The 16,038-nt window shown below is 69.8% G+C and carries 13 protein-coding genes and 1 tRNA gene; 5 read left to right on the top strand and 9 right to left on the bottom strand.

Annotation, left to right across the window (positions count from 1 at the left end; genetic code table 11):
- Window positions 1–130: 130 nt before the first annotated feature.
- The 3 genes from cysK to QRN19_RS05720 all read left to right on the top strand — a co-directional run bounded on the left by cysK (window position 131) and on the right by QRN19_RS05720 (window position 3,293).
- A complete protein-coding gene (gene cysK / locus QRN19_RS05710) occupies window positions 131–1,069 on the top strand; it encodes a cysteine synthase A (RefSeq protein WP_285025788.1) in 939 nt (312 codons plus the stop codon).
- A gap of 9 nt (window positions 1,070–1,078) precedes the next feature.
- Window positions 1,079–1,645, top strand: a complete 567-nt coding sequence (gene epsC / locus QRN19_RS05715) for a serine O-acetyltransferase EpsC (protein ID WP_285025789.1) — start codon at window positions 1,079–1,081, stop codon at window positions 1,643–1,645.
- 91 nt (window positions 1,646–1,736) lie between these two features.
- Window positions 1,737–3,293, top strand: coding sequence for an ABC-F family ATP-binding cassette domain-containing protein (locus tag QRN19_RS05720; RefSeq protein ID WP_285025790.1), 1,557 nt, complete (start codon window positions 1,737–1,739; stop codon window positions 3,291–3,293).
- A gap of 65 nt (window positions 3,294–3,358) precedes the next feature.
- Here QRN19_RS05720 and prfA read toward each other — a convergent pair whose 3' ends face one another.
- From prfA to QRN19_RS05765, 9 genes are all read right to left on the bottom strand, one after another.
- Window positions 3,359–4,438, bottom strand: a complete 1,080-nt coding sequence (gene prfA, locus QRN19_RS05725; RefSeq protein WP_071262434.1) for a peptide chain release factor 1 — start codon at window positions 4,436–4,438, stop codon at window positions 3,359–3,361.
- A 109-nt stretch (window positions 4,439–4,547) separates the two neighbouring features.
- The gene (rho, locus tag QRN19_RS05730; protein WP_285025791.1) at window positions 4,548–6,776 is read right to left on the bottom strand and encodes a transcription termination factor Rho; all 2,229 of its coding nucleotides are present in this window, start codon (window positions 6,774–6,776) and stop codon (window positions 4,548–4,550) included.
- Between the two features lie 232 nt (window positions 6,777–7,008).
- Window positions 7,009–7,965: a homoserine kinase gene (thrB, locus tag QRN19_RS05735; RefSeq protein WP_285025792.1), complete on the bottom strand. Its 957-nt coding sequence runs from the start codon at window positions 7,963–7,965 to the stop codon at window positions 7,009–7,011.
- Between the two features lie 65 nt (window positions 7,966–8,030).
- Window positions 8,031–9,350 carry a homoserine dehydrogenase gene (locus QRN19_RS05740; protein ID WP_285025793.1) on the bottom strand — a complete coding sequence of 440 codons (1,320 nt, stop codon included), beginning with the start codon at window positions 9,348–9,350 and terminating at the stop codon, window positions 8,031–8,033.
- On the bottom strand, window positions 9,347–10,753 hold the full coding sequence (gene lysA, locus QRN19_RS05745) for a diaminopimelate decarboxylase (RefSeq protein WP_285025794.1): 1,407 nt from the start codon (window positions 10,751–10,753) through the stop codon (window positions 9,347–9,349). Before lysA ends, QRN19_RS05740 begins: the two co-directional genes overlap by 4 nt.
- Window positions 10,754–11,075: 322 nt before the next feature.
- Window positions 11,076–11,843, bottom strand: coding sequence for an LmeA family phospholipid-binding protein (locus tag QRN19_RS05750; RefSeq protein WP_285025795.1), 768 nt, complete (start codon window positions 11,841–11,843; stop codon window positions 11,076–11,078).
- A 37-nt stretch (window positions 11,844–11,880) separates the two neighbouring features.
- Entirely contained in the window at window positions 11,881–12,462 is a 582-nt protein-coding gene (locus QRN19_RS05755; RefSeq protein WP_285025796.1) for a hypothetical protein, read from the bottom strand.
- Between the two features lie 118 nt (window positions 12,463–12,580).
- Entirely contained in the window at window positions 12,581–14,251 is a 1,671-nt protein-coding gene (locus tag QRN19_RS05760) for an arginine--tRNA ligase (protein WP_285025797.1), read from the bottom strand.
- 59 nt (window positions 14,252–14,310) lie between these two features.
- The gene (locus QRN19_RS05765) at window positions 14,311–15,144 is read right to left on the bottom strand and encodes a transglutaminase-like domain-containing protein (RefSeq protein WP_285025798.1); all 834 of its coding nucleotides are present in this window, start codon (window positions 15,142–15,144) and stop codon (window positions 14,311–14,313) included.
- 90 nt (window positions 15,145–15,234) lie between these two features.
- Between QRN19_RS05765 and QRN19_RS05770 the strand changes: the two genes are divergently transcribed.
- Both QRN19_RS05770 and QRN19_RS05775 read left to right on the top strand, forming a co-directional pair.
- Window positions 15,235–15,309, top strand: a tRNA-Arg gene (locus tag QRN19_RS05770).
- Window positions 15,310–15,364: 55 nt separating this feature from the next.
- Window positions 15,365–16,033, top strand: coding sequence for a 4'-phosphopantetheinyl transferase family protein (locus QRN19_RS05775; protein WP_285025799.1), 669 nt, complete (start codon window positions 15,365–15,367; stop codon window positions 16,031–16,033).
- Window positions 16,034–16,038: the final 5 nt, after the last annotated feature.

Here is a 16,038-nt window from a genome sequence, read left to right on the forward strand (position 1 = left end):
ATGGGCCGCACCGAGCCTACCCCACCGCCTCGGTGCGGCCGCGGGCCGGCAACCCTCGTCGTCACACGGGACACCGTCGTCCGACCAGGTCGTAGGCTGAACCGAGCCCCGTTCGAGGAAGAGGAACACCGTGACCGGCACCGTCTACACCGACATCACCCAGGCCTACGGCCGCACCCCGCTCGTCCGCCTGAACCGCATCGCCGAGGGCGTCGGCGCCACCATCCTGGCGAAGCTGGAGTTCTACAACCCGGGGTCGAGCGTCAAGGACCGCCTGGGCATCGCGCTCGTCGACGCTGCGGAGGCCTCGGGTCAGCTACAGCCGGGAGGCACCATCGTCGAGTCGACGAGCGGGAACACGGGCATCGCGCTCGCCCTCGTGGGCGCCGCGCGTGGCTACCGGGTCATCCTCACCATGCCGGCCTCGATGAGCAAGGAACGTCGCACCCTGCTCCGTGCCTACGGTGCCGAGCTCGTCCTCACCGACCCGACGAAGGGGATGGCGAACGCCGTGCAGGAGGCCCACCGCATCGTCGCCGAGAACCCCGGCGCCGTCTGGGTCAGGCAGTTCGAGAACGAGGCGAACCCCGCCATCCACCGGCGGACGACCGCACCCGAGATCTGGGAGGACACCGCCGGCACGGTCGACGCGTTCGTCGCGGGCATCGGGACGGGCGGGACGATCACCGGCGTCGGCAGCTGGCTCCGCGAACACAACCCCGACGTGCAGATCATCGCCGTGGAGCCGGCGGACTCCCCACTGCTCAGCGAGGGTCGCGCCGGCGGACACAAGATCCAGGGCATCGGCCCGAACTTCGTGCCCGACATCCTCGACACGTCCTTGTTCAGCGAGATCATCCCGGTCGAGACCGACACCGCCTACGCGACCGCACGACGCCTCGCGACCGACGACGGCATCATCGGCGGCATGTCCTCCGGCGCCGCGGTGTGGGCCGCCCTCGAGGTCGGACGCCGTCCTGAGATGACCGGCAAGACCATCGTCGTCATCATCCCCGACGCGGGCGAGCGCTACCTGTCGACGACGATGTACGACGACCTGCGCGACTAGGCTCGACGCATGGGAATGCTGTCGCGGGTCCGCGAGGACATCGGTGCCGCACGCGCACACGATCCGGCGGCCCGCGGCACCATCGAGATTGCACTCAGTTACTCCGGGCTGCACGCCGTCTGGGCGTACCGGCTGCACCATCGACTGTGGCGGCGCGGCTTCCGCACCCTCGCCCGGTTCGGCTCGCAGTTCACCCGGTTCCTCACCGGGGTCGAGATCCATCCCGGCGCCCGGATCGGCAGACGGTTCTTCATCGACCACGGCATGGGCGTCGTCATCGGCGAGACGGCCGAGGTGGGCGACGACGTCATGATCTTCCACGGCGTGACCCTCGGCGGGAAGAGCCGCGGCGTCGGCAAGCGCCACCCGACCATCGGTGACGGGGTCGCCGTCGGCGCCGGGGCGAAGATCCTCGGGCCCATCTCGATCGGTCCCGGCACCATCGTCGGTGCGAACGCCGTCGTCACCAAGGCGTGCCCACCCCGCAGCCTGCTGCTCGGCGTCCCGGCGGTCGAGCGCCCGCGCGGGAGCGGCACGCACGGACTCGCGTTGCTCGATCCCGAGTACCACATCTGATCCGCGCGAGGTGAGGCGAATCGTCGTCCACGCCTCCCCCGGACGACGATCCCCGCATCCCACCCGCATCCCCGTTCCTCGAGAGGTCCCCATGAGTCTCATCCGCCTGCACGACGTCACCGTCCGGTTCGAGGAACGCCCGGTGCTCCGCGACGTCTTCTTCCGGCTCGAGCCAGGCGACCGGGTCGGGCTCATCGGTCGGAACGGCTCCGGCAAGTCCACCCTCCTGAAGCTCGCCCTCGACCAGCTCCAGCCGGACTCGGGCACGGTGAGCATCGAGGACGGAACGCGGATCGGGTACTTCTCCCAGTTCTCTGAGCTCGACGGCAGCGCCACGATCACGGAGGTCCTCGAAGGACTCTTCGGTCACATCCACGCCATCGAGGCCGAACTCGCATCCATCGACGCCGCGATCGCCGCGGACCCGAACGACCTCGACGGGATGACGAAGCTCATCGAACGGCAGGCCGAGCTCTTCGAGGAGATGGAGCGCCAGGACGGCTGGGACTACCAGCGCCACATCGACACCGCCCTCACCACGCTCGGCTTCGACGCCGCGCGCCGGGTGCTCCCCATCGACTCGCTCTCCGGTGGTTGGCGCAACCGCGCGGCGCTCGCGAAGATCCTCCTCGAGCGCCCGGACGTCCTGCTGCTCGACGAGCCGACGAACTTCCTCGACGTCGCGGGGGTCGAGTGGCTCGAATCCTGGTTCGGCTCGTTCCGCGGCGCGGCCATCGTCGTCTCGCACGACCGGACCTTCCTCGACGCCGTGGTCACCCGCATCGTCGAGGTCGAGAACTTCCACCTCCACGAGTACCCCGGCAGCTTCGACGAGTACGTCGTCCAGAAGCAGTTCCGGCTCAAGAGCCTCGAGGCGCAGTTCGTCCACGAGTCCGAACTGCTCGCCTTCGAGGCGGAGGGCATCTCGGACCGTCGCGAGGCGGCGAAGGCCGCCGGGAAGAAGGACCTCTCCTCACAGCTGGCGAAGATCAAGAAGGCCAGGCCACCACGTCCGGTCGACGACATCATCACCGACATCTACGGCGGTCTGCACATCAAGGACACGCTCTGCCGGATCCAGGGGCTCACGAAGGCCTACGGCGAGCACACACTGTTCGACGGGCTCGACCTGGAGATCGGCCGCCGGGAACGCATCGTCGTCCACGGGCCGAACGGTGCGGGCAAGTCCACCTTCCTCCGAATCCTCGAGGGCGACGAACGCCCCGACGCCGGTCACGTCACCTGGACCGGCGGGGTCCGATACGCGTCCTACAACCAGATGGTCGACGAGCTGGACCTCACCGACACGGTGGCCCATGCCGTCGGTGCCATGCCCGACAGCCTCGCCTTCGCGGCGACGAAGAAGTCGGTGAACCGCTTCCTCGGCATGTTCCAATTCTCGGACGCCGACCTCAAGCAGAAGATCGGCATGCTCTCGGGTGGGCAGCGCGCCCGCGTCGCCATGGCCCAGTGCCTGCTCTCCGGGGCGTCGGTACTCCTCCTCGACGAGCCGACGAACCACCTGGACCTCGCGAGCACGCAGGTCATGGAGCGCGCACTCGTGCACTTCCCCGGCGCCATCGTCGTGGTCAGCCACGACCGGTTCTTCGCCGACAAGGTCGCGACGAAGCGACTGCGCATCGGCTGAACGACGAAAGCGCAGTCGTGGTCGTCATCCGAGCGGGATGACGACCACGACTGCGCTCTCGAGTCCTAGTCCTGGTCGCCGATGTCGGCCAGGCGAGCCTCCTCGTCGGCGGTGATCGCCGATTCGATGATCGGCCCGAGCGCGCCGTTCATGACGCCGTCGAGGTTGTACGCCTTGTATCCGGTCCGGTGATCGGCGATGCGGTTCTCGGGGAAGTTGTACGTGCGGATGCGCTCGGAGCGGTCCATGGTGCGGATCTGCGTCTTGCGGGCCGCGCTGTCGAGTGCCGCCTGCTCCTCCTGCTGACGCGCGAGGATGCGGGCGCGGAGCACGCGCATACCGGCCTCACGGTTCTGCAGCTGGCTCTTCTCGTTCTGCATCGACACCACGATGCCGGTCGGCAGGTGGGTGATACGCACCGCCGAGTCGGTCGTGTTGACCGACTGACCACCGGGGCCGCTCGACCGGTAGACGTCGATCTTCAGGTCGTTCTGGCTGATCTCGACCTCCTCCGGCTCATCGACCTCGGGGAAGACGAGGACACCCGTGGTGGAGGTGTGGATGCGGCCCTGGGACTCTGTGGCCGGCACACGCTGCACACGGTGCACGCCGCCCTCGTACTTGAGGTGCGCCCAGACCCCCTGCGACGGGTCGGTCGCGTTCGACTTGATCGCCACCTGGACGTCCTTGTAGCCGCCGAGGTCGCTCTCGGTGCGTTCGAGGAGCTCGGTCTTCCACCCCTTGGACTCCGCGTAGTGCAGGTACATCCGGAGCAGGTCGGCGGCGAAGAGGGCGCTCTCCGCGCCGCCCTCGCCACCCTTGATCTCCATGATGACGTCGCGGCCGTCGTCGGGGTCGCGCGGGATGAGCAGACGGCGGAGTTTCTCCTGGTTGGTCACCAGCAGCTCTTCGAGCACCGGCACCTCCTCGGCGAACGCCTCGTCCTCCTTGGCGAGTTCCCGAGCGGCGTCGAGGTCCTCCTGCGTCGCCTGCCAGGTGTGGTAGGCCGCGATGATCTTCGACAGCTCGGCGTAGCGGCGGTTGATCTTCTTCGACCGTGCGGGGTCGGCGTGGACCGCCGGGTCGGCGAGCTGGTCCTGGAGATCCTTGTGCTCGGCGACGAGCGTCTCAACTGATTCGAACATCGTTCTCTTCCTTCATCACCATCATGCGGCACCGGGGGCGAAACAGGACCGACCCCACCCGTTCCCGACGCCGGTGCGGCGCGGATGCGGATGGGGTCGGTCGGGACCGCTAGCGGTGGTTGTTCTCGTGTCCGTGGCTGTGCGAGGTCGGTGCGGGCATCGACTTCTGCATCTGGACGAGGAACTCCACGTTGGACGTGGTCTCCTTCAGCTTGCCGAGGACGACCTCGAGGGCCTGCTGCTGGTCGAGGCCGGCGAGGGCACGACGCAGCTTCCAGGTGACCTTGACCTCGTCGGGGGCGAGCAGCATCTCCTCGCGGCGGGTCGAGGACGCGTTGACGTCCACGGCCGGGAAGATCCGCTTGTCGGCGAGCTGGCGCGAGAGCCGGAGCTCCGAGTTGCCGGTGCCCTTGAACTCCTCGAAGATGACCTCGTCCATCTTGGAACCGGTCTCGACGAGCGCGGTCGCGAGGATCGTGAGCGATCCGCCGTTCTCGATGTTGCGAGCGGCACCGAAGAAGCGCTTCGGCGGGTAGAGCGCCGCAGCGTCGACACCACCGGAGAGGATCCGACCCGAGGCGGGTGCGGCCAGGTTGTAGGCACGACCGAGACGCGTGATCGAGTCGAGCAGCACGACGACGTCGTGGCCGAGCTCGACGAGACGCTTGGCGCGCTCGATCGCGAGTTCGGCGACCGTCGTGTGGTCCTCGGCCGGACGGTCGAAGGTGGAGGCGATGACCTCACCCTTTACCGTGCGCTGCATGTCGGTGACCTCTTCGGGACGCTCGTCGACCAGCACGACCATGAGGTGGACCTCAGGGTTGTTGATCGAGATCGCGTTGGCGATCTGCTGCAGGACGATGGTCTTCCCGGCCTTCGGCGGAGCGACGATCAGGCCGCGCTGGCCCTTGCCGATCGGTGCGACGAGGTCGATGATGCGCTGCGTGAGCTTCGTCTGCTCCGTCTCGAGACGGAGGCGCTCCTGCGGGTACAGCGGAGTCAGCTTGCCGAACTCGACGCGGGCGCCGGCCTCGTCGACGGACAGGCCGTTGACGGAGTCGACCTTGACGATCGCGTTGTACTTCTGGCGGCTGCTGCTGTCGTTGTCGCGCGGCTGACGGATGGCGCCGACGACGGCGTCGCCCTTGCGCAGGTGGTACTTCTTCACCTGGCCGAGGGAGACGTAGACGTCGTTGGTGCCCGGGAGGTAACCGGAGGTGCGCACGAACGCGTAGTTGTCGAGGACGTCGAGGATGCCGGCGACCGGGATGAGGACGTCGTCCTCGGCGATCTCGGGCTCGACGTCGTCGTTCTGCACGGATCCGCGACGCTTGCGGTCGCGGTAACGGCTGCGGCCGCCACGACCCTCGGACTCGTCGCCCGGTGCGCCCTGGTTGCCCTGACCGCCCTGGTTGCCGCGGTTCTGCCCCTGCTGCTCCTGCTTGGCGTCGGCCTTCTGACCGGCGTCGGCGTTCTGGCCGCCGTTGTTCTGGTTGCCGTTGTTCTGGTTGCCGTTGTTCTGGCCACCGTTGTTCTGGTTGCGGCCTCGGCCACGACCACGACGTCCGCCGGAGGACTGGCCGTCCTGCTGCTCGCCGTCCTGGGTGTCGTCGGCGTCCGTGTTCGCGGCGTCGTCGTTCGAGTCCTGCTCGGAGGCGTGCTGTGCGGCGCGGTTCTGCTCGCCGCCGGCCTGCTCGCCGGTGCCCTGCTCAGCCGTGTTCTGCTCGGCGTCGTCGGCGTTGCGGTCGCGATCGCGTCCGCGCCCACGGCGGTTGCCGCGTGAACGCCTCGGCGTCTGCTCGGGGGTCGTCTCGTCGGCCTGCTGCGGCTCGGCGGTCGCGGCGGCGTCGTCGGACTGCTCGGCGGGAGCCGCGTCGGCCGGAGCGGATGGTTCCTCGACCAGGGCGGGAGCGGCGGCCGGCGCAGCCGGTGCCTCGACGACGGGGGCGCCGACGATCGGGGTGGCGTTCGGGGCGACGGTGGCCGTCGTGGCCCGGCGGGACTTGCGTCGCGCCGGCGGGGCCGCCTTCTCGGCACCGAAGGCCTGGTCGAGGGCGAGGTCGAGCTCGGGCAGCTTGGACTGCACCGGTGCCTCCGGCGCGACTTCGAGCGCGGAGACCGACTCGATGACGTCGGCGGTCTCGGTGGCCGCGGCGTCGGTGTCGGTGTCGGTGCTGTTCTGGATGGTCTGGATGGCTTCGACCAGCTCGCCCTTGCGGAGCTTCGAGGCTCCGGCCACTCCGAGAGCGGCGGCGAGACGCTGCAGGTCGGCGACCTTGAGCGTCTTCGGGTCGGCATCCAGCGAGACGCCTGAGGCGCCTTCGTTGACGTCTGTCACGTGTGTCTTCCTTCCCTTGCGTCGAGACAGAGCTGTCTCGCGCAGGCGGCGATCGCACCGGAATCCTGTGCGGCGGGTGGGTGATGTTCACACGACGCAGAGCCTGTGCGGATAGCCCGGTGCGACGACCCGGCGGAGCGCTGCTCAGCAGGATGGAAACACGGTGGGACCCGAACAGACGCGATCAATTGGTGCGAAAGCGATGATTGTGCGGAATTGCCCCGGAAGCCGGTTACGCCGAAGAGGCGGGGTGGGCCGGGTGCCCTCCCACTGTAGCACCCTTGAAGTCGACCGCGAGCATGAGCGACTGCCACGGGGTGGCGGCGTGCTCGGCGACCAACGCCGTGGCTTCGAGACGGCGTCCGGGATCGTCAGCGAGGACGAGGATGGACGGACCGGCGCCGGAGACGACGGCGGCGAACCCGTGCTCACGCAGCATCGTGATGAGGGCGTTCGTCTCGGGCATCGCGGCGGCGCGGTAGCTCTGGTGGAGCCGGTCCTCGGTGGCCGCGAGCAGGAGCTCCGGGCTCTGCGTGAGCGCGGCGACAAGGAGCGCCGAACGCGAGACGTTGAACGCGGCGTCGGCGTGCGGCACGTTGGCCGGCTGCAGGCTGCGGGCGAGTTCCGTGGACATCGTGTGCTCGGGGACGAGCACGAGCGGCGACACCCCGCGGTGCACGATGAGCTTCTTGTGCTGCGGCCCGGCGTCGGTGGTCCACGCGATCGTCAGGCCGCCGAAGAGTGCGGGGGCCACGTTGTCGGGGTGTCCCTCCATCTCCGTCGCGAGCCGGAGGAGGTCGTCGGGTCCGAGTTCGACCTCTCCCTCGAGCAGCCCCTTCGCCGCCATGATGCCGGAGACGATCGCCGCACCCGAGGAACCGAGGCCGCGGCCGTGCGGGATGACGTTCCGCGCGACGACGTCGAGACCCGGAAGGTCGTGGCCGTAAGCCCGAAGGGCATGGGCGATCGCGGTGATCACGAGGTTCGACGCATCGGTCGGCACCTCGCCGGCGCCGACACCGATGACCTCGACGAACACCCCGGGCTCCTCGCGGACCGTGACGGTCAGCTCGTCGTACAGGGCGAGCGCGAGACCGAGCGTGTCGAAGCCGGGGCCGAGGTTGGCGGTGGTCGCCGGCACCTTCACGGTGACGGTGCGTCCGATCGCAAGCGGTTCGGTGTGACTCATAGGGATGCCTGCAATCTGGTGAGAGGTCGGCGAGCGACGCGGTCGGTGGTCGTGCGGTTCGGCACCTACTCGGCTCCTTCGACCCGGAGCACGGACACGACCCGCTCGACGTGGGCGTTCGAGGCGAACTGCTCGACGGTGGCCGCGAGGGCCGATTCGAGCGCCCGGTGGGTGCCGATGACCAGGGTAGCGGTCGACAGCGTCCCGTCCGAGGAGGCCACGGACTGCTGGAACGTCTCGACCGAGACGCCGCCGTCGCTGAGGATCCCCGCGACCGCGGCGAGCACGCCGGGTTCGTCGGCCACCTCAAGGGTGACCTGGTACCGCGTCGTGACGCGGCCGATCTCGAGGACCGGCAGGTCGGCGTGCGTGGACTCGCCGACACCGGGACCGCCGGCGACGTGGCGGCGGGCCGCCGAGACGAGGTCGCCGAGCACCGCGGAGGCGGTCTCCTTGCCACCGGCGCCGGCGCCGTAGAACATCAGGCTCCCGGCGTTCTCGGCCTCCACGAAGACGGCGTTGTTGCCGCCGTGCACCGCGGCGAGCGGGTGCTCACGACCGATGAGCGCCGGGTACACGCGGGCGGACAGGCCCTCCTCGCCGGTGGTCTCGTCGACGATCCGCTCCGCGATCGCGAGCAGCTTGATGACGTAGCCCTCGCTGCGGGCGAGGTCGACCTGCGCCTTCGTGATCCCGGTGATGCCCTCACGGTGGACGGCCTCGACGGGGACGGTGGTGTGGAAGGCCAGGCTCGCCAGGATGGTCGCCTTCTGCGCCGCGTCGTAGCCCTCGACGTCGAGGGTGGGGTCGGCCTCGAGGTACCCGAGCTCGCTCGCGACGGCTGCCGCGTCCTCCATCGTGTCGCCGAAACGGTCCATCCGGTCGAGCATGTAGTTCGTGCTGCCGTTGACGATACCGAGCACCCGGTTGATGCGGTCGCCCGCGAGGCTCTCCCGCAGGGGCCGGATGATCGGGATCGCTGCAGCGACGGCCGCCTCGTAGTACAGCTGGGCGCCGACCTGCTCAGCGGCGTCGAACAGTTCGGGGCCGTGCGTCGCGAGCAGCGCCTTGTTGGCGGTGACGATGTCGGCACCGGCGTTGATGGCCTGCAGGATGTGGCTGCGCGCCGGCTCGATGCCGCCGATGAGCTCGATCACGATGTCGGCGCTCAGGATGAGCTGCTCGGCATCGGTCGTGTACAGCTCCTTCGGCAGGTCGACGTCGCGAGGCGCGTCGACGTCGCGCACGGCGATGCCGATGAGCTCGAGACTCGCCCCGGCGCGGGACGCCAGTTCGTCGGCGTGCTCGAGCAGTAGACGCGCCACCTGGGAGCCCACCGAGCCGGCACCCAGCAGGGCGACTTTCAGTCCGCGGTATTCGATCATTCCGTGTCCAATCCCGCATCGCGGCTGAGGAGGTCGTGTTCGGTCTCGCCCCGCACGATGACGCGGGCCGCGCCACCCGACACGGCGACGACGGCCGGGCGACCGAGGTAGTTGTAGTTGCTCGCGAGGGACCAGCAGTACGCCCCGGTCGCGGGGACGGCCAGGAGGTCGCCGTCGCGGACGTCCGACGGCAGGTAGTCGGCGTTCACGACGATGTCGCCCGACTCGCAATGCTTGCCGGCGATCCGGACGAGCGCGGGGGACGCGTCGCTCACGCGATCGGCGATCCGGACCGTGTAGTCCGCGCCGTACAGCGACGGGCGGGCGTTGTCGCTCATCCCGCCGTCGACGCTCACGTAGCGACGGACGGCGGTCTCGCCCTCGTCGTTCCAAGCGACCACGACGTCCTTGATCGTGCCGACCTCGTAGAGCGTGATGCCGGCTCCGCCGATGATCGCGCGTCCCGGTTCGAAGGCGAGCTTCGGGATCGGGACGCCGTGGAGGTCTGCAGCGGCCTGGACTCCTGCGAGGATGTCCGCCGCGAGCTGCTCGATCGGCGTCGGGTCGTCGGCGCTGGTGTAGGCGATGCCGAAGCCACCACCGAGGTTGAGCTCGGGCACGGGGCCGCCCTCGAGCAGGCGGGCGTGCACGGCGAGCAGGCGGGCGGCGGATTCGGCGAACCCGTCGGACCCGAAGATCTGCGAGCCGATGTGGCAGTGGAGTCCAAGGAAGTCGAGCGAGGCGTTGGCCCGGATGCGCGCGACGGCGTCGACGGCGTCCTCGAGCGGCAGGCCGAACTTCTGGTCCTCGTGGGCGGTCGCGAGGTACTCGTGCGTATGGGCGTGGACACCGCTGTTCACGCGCAGGCGCACGGACTGGACCCGCCCGGCACGCTCGGCCGCCGCGGCGACGCGGTCGATCTCGGAGAGGCTGTCGAGCACGATGGCACCGATCCCGACACCCACGGCTCGCTCGATCTCCGCGACCGACTTGTTGTTGCCATGGAAGCCCAGTTGGGCCGGATCGGTTCCGGCGGCGAGTGCGACGGCGAGCTCTCCGCCGCTGCAGATGTCGATGCGGAGGCCCTCCGCGGTCATCCAGCGCGCGACCTCGGCGGAGAGGAACGCCTTCCCCGCGTAGTAGACGGCGACACTCGTACCGCGGGCGGCCGCCTCACGCTCGAACGCCTCTCTCAGCGTGCGGGCGCGGGCACGGGCGTCGTCCTCGTCGACGACGTAGAGCGGCGTGCCGAAGCGTTCCCGGAGCGTGCGGACGTCGACGCCGCCGAGCTGCAGGAGGCCGTCGGTGTCGCGGGCGGCCGAGGCGGGCCACACGGCCGGATCGAGCGCGTTCGGATCGACGGGCTCGGCGAGCCAGTCGGGGGCGAGGGGGTTTCTGGCCACGGGGGTGTCCTGAGTCCTGTTGAGCGGAAAAGGAGGTTCTCGTTGGGCGAGCGGACCCGGTTTGGCCCCTGAAGCACCGATTTGCAGAGCACCGATGAAGGTGGATGCGCACGACCCGGTGGTTGGTGATCCCGGTCGTCCGCACCCATCGTCGCTCGGTTGGAACGACTGTGGTGGAACACGGGCCGGAGGGCCCGACGGCACACCTCACCGCCCGGTCGGAGCAGTGGGTGTGTGGAAAGTCTAGCGAGACGCGCGTGCCCGTGCAGCATCGTGACGCCGGGTGGGCCGCTCCCCTACCCACCGGGTGGAGGGACGAGGGTCAGTCGCAGCTGCCGAGCGTCTGCAGCGACGCCTCGTCGAGGCGGAGCGTCGTCGACGTCAGGGTGGCGGTCGCGGCCTCCGGCGTCACCGCGAGTCCATCGAGGTCGACCCCCTCCGGCAGGTACTGCGCGACGCAGATGCTCGGCGGGTCGCCCTGCAGGAACCCGGTCACGAGGGCTCGCAGGTCGATCACGCCGAGGAGGCCGGTGTCGACGTTCACGGACGTCGGCATGAGGTTCACGCGGTCGGCCGTGGTGGTCGGCGCCACGGAGAAGTCGTACGGGATGGTGAACCCGAGGACGGTCGCCTCACCCGCGTACCCGATCTCGTCGTCGCCGAGGGTGAGCGTGCCCGGGAGCCTGGCCGTCTTGGCGAGGTCCGCCGCGCCGGCAGCATCGATCCTGATGGTCGCCACCACCCGACCGATGGTCTGCTCCGGGTCGAGGGGCACCCGGTCCGCGCTGACCCGGAGGTCCAGCGGGACGCCGTCGACGCTCGCATCCGGTGCACGCAGGTCGACGTGCTCGAACGTTCCGGTGAGGTACTGGGCGATGACCGAGGCACCGCCGATCGACACGGCGACGTCCGCGTCGACGTTGTCCGGCAGGCTCTGCTCGATCTGCGTCGCGACGCGCTCCTCGGCGACGCCGCGCACGATCGTGTCGGCGATCAGGAACGCGCCGACGAGGACGATGAGTACCCCGACGACGATGACGATCGGAAGCCACGGACGCCTGCGCTTACCCGACGGTTGCTGCTCACTCATGTTCCGAGGGTAGCGAACCGTCGTCTCCTTGGACCTGTCAGCAGGCCTGGTCGAGCTCGACCTCCGGCATGTCGAGCACCCTGCCGCTGAATCGCTCCCAGTCGGCAGCCGAGGTGGGGTACAAGGCCGCCAGCGTGAACCCTTCCAGCTCGGTGAGGTTCGAGTCCTCCAGGGAACTCTTCGTCAGGACGTCCGGAGAGGTGAACGCCGCACGAACCGGGTCACCGGGGATGACGAACGCCGGCGCGACCGCCTTCCCGCCCTCGCCCCGGACGACGACGGAGAGTGCCCCGTCGATCTGCAGCGTGCTCGTGCCCACCTCCTCGAGCTCGATCTCGAACGGCGCGCACTGCACCGGAGGCGAGACGATGTTCTGGAGGTAGTCCATGGTGCCGACGCTGCCGGCGTGCAGGCCGTCGGGGAACTGCAGGCGGATCGAGACGCCGGACCCTTCCGTCCCGAATGGTGCGAATGCTCGGAGGTCTACGGCCGACGCGGAGGTCGTGCTCGGCGTCGCGGTGCCGGGAACGCCCGAGCCCTGGCCGACACAGCCGGAGAGCGACAGGGCCGCCGCGATCACGACGACGACGAGGGACGGGCGGGACGTGAGGCTGCGCATCCTGTCACGCTACCGAAGGACTCGCCGCTCGGACAGCGCACACCGGAGATCGCCGCGAGCACAGGACCGCTCCCGAGGAACCGTCCCGCGCCCGCGCGGATCTTTTGCTGCGGCGGAGCTACATGCGCTCCGGCGCGGAGACGCCGAGGAGCGCCAAGCCGTTGCGGATGACGGTGCCGGTCGCGTCGTTCAGCCAGAGGCGCGTGCGGTGCAGGTCGGTGACCGGCTCCTCCCCCATCGGGACGACCCGGCAGCTGTCGTACCACTTGTGGTACAGGCTCGCGGTCTCCTCCAGGTGCCGGGCGACGCGGTGCGGCTCGCGCAGCTGCGCGGCCTGCGCGACGATCCGGGGGAACTCCTGGAGGACGCCGAGGAGCGCCGACTCCGTCTCGTGGACGAGCAGCTCCGGTGCGAAGGCGCTGCGGTCGACACCGGCCGAGGCGGCGTTGCGGGCCACCGAGTTCGTGCGGGCGTGCGCGTACTGGACGTAGAAGACGGGGTTGTCGTTCGTCCGGCTGCGGAGCTGCTCGGGGTCGAGGGCCAACGGCGAATCGGCCGGGTAGCGTCCGAGCGAGTACCGCAGGGCATCCGTCCCGATCCAGGCCTGCAGGTCGTCCAGCTCGATGATGTTGCCGGCCCGCTTGGAGAGTCGGGCGCCGTTCACGCTCACCAGCTGCCCGATGAGCACCTCGATGTCGCGGTCCGGGTCGTCTCCGGCCGCACCCGCGAGCGCCTTCAACCGGTGGACGTACCCGTGGTGGTCGGCGCCGAGCAGGTAGATCTTGTGCTGGAAGCCGCGGTCGCCCTTGTTCAGGTAGTACGCGGCGTCGGCGGCGAAGTAGGTGTAGACCCCGTTGGAGCGACGGATGACGCGGTTCTTGTCGTCGCCGAAGTCCGTCGTGCGCACCCAGACGGCGCCCTCCTCGTCGAACACGTGCCCCTGCTCGCGCAACCGGTCCACGGCCTGGTCGATGAGGCTCGTGCCGTCCTCCCCCGTCGCGTGCAGGGTGCGCTCGCTGAACCAGACGTCGAAGTGCACGTTGAAGCGCTCGAGGGACGCGCGGATCTCACCGAGCTGCAGGGCGTAGGCGCGTTCGCGCGCGACCTCACGGGCGTCCGGGCGCTCGAGGAGGTCGGGGATCTCGGCCAGCACGGTCTTCGCGAGGTCACCGATGTACGCCCCGGGGTAGCCACCCTCGGGCGTCGGCTCCCCCTTGGCCGCGGCGAGGATGGAGTCCGCGAAGGTGTCCATCTGGTTGCCGGCGTCGTTGATGTAGTACTCGCTGACGAGCGTCGCGCCGGACGCGCTCAGCACGCGGGCCAGCGAGTCGCCGAGCGCGGCCCAACGCGTGTGGCCGATGTGGAGCGGTCCGGTCGGGTTGGCCGAGACGAACTCGATGTTGATGGTCTGACCGGCGAGGCTGTCGTTGCGGCCGAACGCGTCGCCGGCGTCGACGATCACCTTCGCGAGCGCACCCGCGGCAGCCGCGTCGAGACGCACGTTGATGAACCCGGGACCGGCGACCTCGACCGAGGCGACACCGTCGACCTGCACGAGCGCATCGGCGAACTCCTGCGCGAGCTCGCGCGGGTTCGACCCCACCCGCTTCGCGAGCTTCATCGCGATGTTGCAGGCCCAGTCGCCGTGATCGCGGTTCTTCGGACGCTCCAGCACCACGTCGTCGACCGACACCGCGACCTCGTCGGTGATGCCCGCCGCCTCGCGTCGTCGTTCGACGATCGGAACGACGATGGCGTGCAGGGCGGAGGCGAGGTCTTCAGGAGTCACGAGGAGCGATTCTACCCGGGCGCGTCGCACCGGCGACACGGTGGTCCTCGGGGCGACCGTCAGGCGAGCACGACCGCCTGCGCCGGGTCGTCGGCGGGCAGGACGTCGATCAGTGCGTCGATCCGCATGTCCTCGACGGTCACGTTGCCGTGGTGGTTGCTCAACCAGGCCACGTCCGCGGCATCGCGTCCGGTGGCGATGCGGACGAGCGACTGACGCGGCGCCAAGCCCGTCGCGTCGACCACGTGCCAGGCGCCGTCGACGAACCCCTCGGCCACCGCGTGGAAGTCCATGGGGACGAGACCCGGGGCGTAGACGGCGGCGTACCGGGCCGGGATGTCGAGCGCCCGCAGCATCGCGATGGTCAGGTGCGCGAAGTCCCGGCACACGCCACGGCCAGCGGCCAGGGTCGACACCGCACTGTCGGACACAGTCGTGGAGCCGGAGACGTAGGAGAGGTGGCGTCCGACCCAGGCCGCCACCCACGGCAGCACCTGCAGACCGCCGGACACCGTGCCGTCCTCGTGCAGGCGACGGTGCTCGAGCAGGTAGCCGAGCTCGGAACGGGCGAGCGAGAACAGCGCGTCCGACTCGCAGTAGCGGCTGGGACGGAGGTAGGTCACGGTCTCCAGGGCGTCCACAGGACGCGGCACGGCCTGCCCGACGACCACCGCCTCGTAGTCGACCTGCAAGCGGCCCGGCTCGGCGATGACCCGGTGGAGTCGCGTGTCGTCGGGCCCGACGATCTCGGTGACCGCGCACGGTCCGTCCGAGGACTGCACCTGCAGTCGCTCGCTCGCCAGCGGGGTGCCGCCGGCTGCAGCGATCGAGAAGATGAGGTCGGCTCGATCGTGCACCCGCAGATCGAGCGACGCGGTCAGGGTGCGCTGCATGGACTCATTGTTCCACGCGTCGGGCGGCGCGGATCCCGCACACCTCCGGTACCGGCGTGGGCTCCGACTCTGGTAGCTTGGAGACGTTCCGCCTTCGTAGCTCAGCGGAAGAGCGCTTCCCTCCGGAGGAAGAAGTCGCTGGTTCGAATCCAGTCGAGGGCACCATCACCATCTCGCGAGGTCCTGCTTCGCATCGCTCCGACTCCGGGACGCGGGGGCCATGCACCGAGCCGATCCCCTCCCGCAGCCGACGGTCCGCCTCCTGCGCTGGGCCAGCGCCGCTGAGCTCGACCTCGCCGGCACGGCCGCCCGGCTGGACCCGTCCGCCCGTGACCGCCTCGACACCTTCTCCGCGTCGGCGGCGCACCGGTTCCTGTTCGGTCGCGCACTGCTCGTGCGCACCGTCGCGGAGACGATCGGCACCGACCCCGAGCGGATCGAGGTCACGGCGGTCTGCCCGGACTGCGGTCTCGCGCACGGACGACCACGGGTGCGCACGGGTGACCGGACCGTCCACGCGAGTGTCTCCCACACCGCGGACGCCTCCGCGGTGGCGGTGTCCATCGAGCATCCCGTCGGTGTCGACGTCGAACGGCTCGACGCTGCCCGGTTCGCCGGAGTCGAGGACGTCGCCCTCACCCCCACGGAACGGGAGGAATGGCGACGGCTCCCCGACCGTCGACGCCTGCGGGCGCTCGCCGAACGCTGGACGGCGAAGGAGGCCGTGACGAAGGCCCTAGGCACCGGCCTCACCACCGATCCCGCGACGATCGACCTCGGATCGGGTGCCGCGCGACACGTCATCGAGACCGCCGGCCACCGCTTCGTCATCGACCGCCCGGAGCCCGCGCCGGGATTCGTCGTCGCGACGGCCCTCCTGCTCCCCTGATGCGG

The sequence above is a fragment of the Plantibacter sp. ME-Dv--P-122b genome, from assembly GCF_030209375.1.
Taxonomy (GTDB): domain Bacteria; phylum Actinomycetota; class Actinomycetes; order Actinomycetales; family Microbacteriaceae; genus Plantibacter.

Coding starts and splice junctions, on each gene's coding strand:
- epsC (WP_285025789.1), top strand. CDS start 1,079: ATGGGAATGCTGTCGCGGGTCCGCGAGGACATCGGTGCCGCACGCGCA.
- QRN19_RS05720 (WP_285025790.1), top strand. CDS start 1,737: ATGAGTCTCATCCGCCTGCACGACGTCACCGTCCGGTTCGAGGAACGC.
- QRN19_RS05775 (WP_285025799.1), top strand. CDS start 15,365: ATGCACCGAGCCGATCCCCTCCCGCAGCCGACGGTCCGCCTCCTGCGC.
- QRN19_RS05765 (WP_285025798.1), bottom strand. CDS start 15,144: ATGCAGCGCACCCTGACCGCGTCGCTCGATCTGCGGGTGCACGATCGA.
- prfA (WP_071262434.1), bottom strand. CDS start 4,438: ATGTTCGAATCAGTTGAGACGCTCGTCGCCGAGCACAAGGATCTCCAG.
- QRN19_RS05755 (WP_285025796.1), bottom strand. CDS start 12,462: ATGCGCAGCCTCACGTCCCGCCCGTCCCTCGTCGTCGTCGTGATCGCG.
- QRN19_RS05740 (WP_285025793.1), bottom strand. CDS start 9,350: ATGATCGAATACCGCGGACTGAAAGTCGCCCTGCTGGGTGCCGGCTCG.
- QRN19_RS05750 (WP_285025795.1), bottom strand. CDS start 11,843: ATGAGTGAGCAGCAACCGTCGGGTAAGCGCAGGCGTCCGTGGCTTCCG.
- thrB (WP_285025792.1), bottom strand. CDS start 7,965: ATGAGTCACACCGAACCGCTTGCGATCGGACGCACCGTCACCGTGAAG.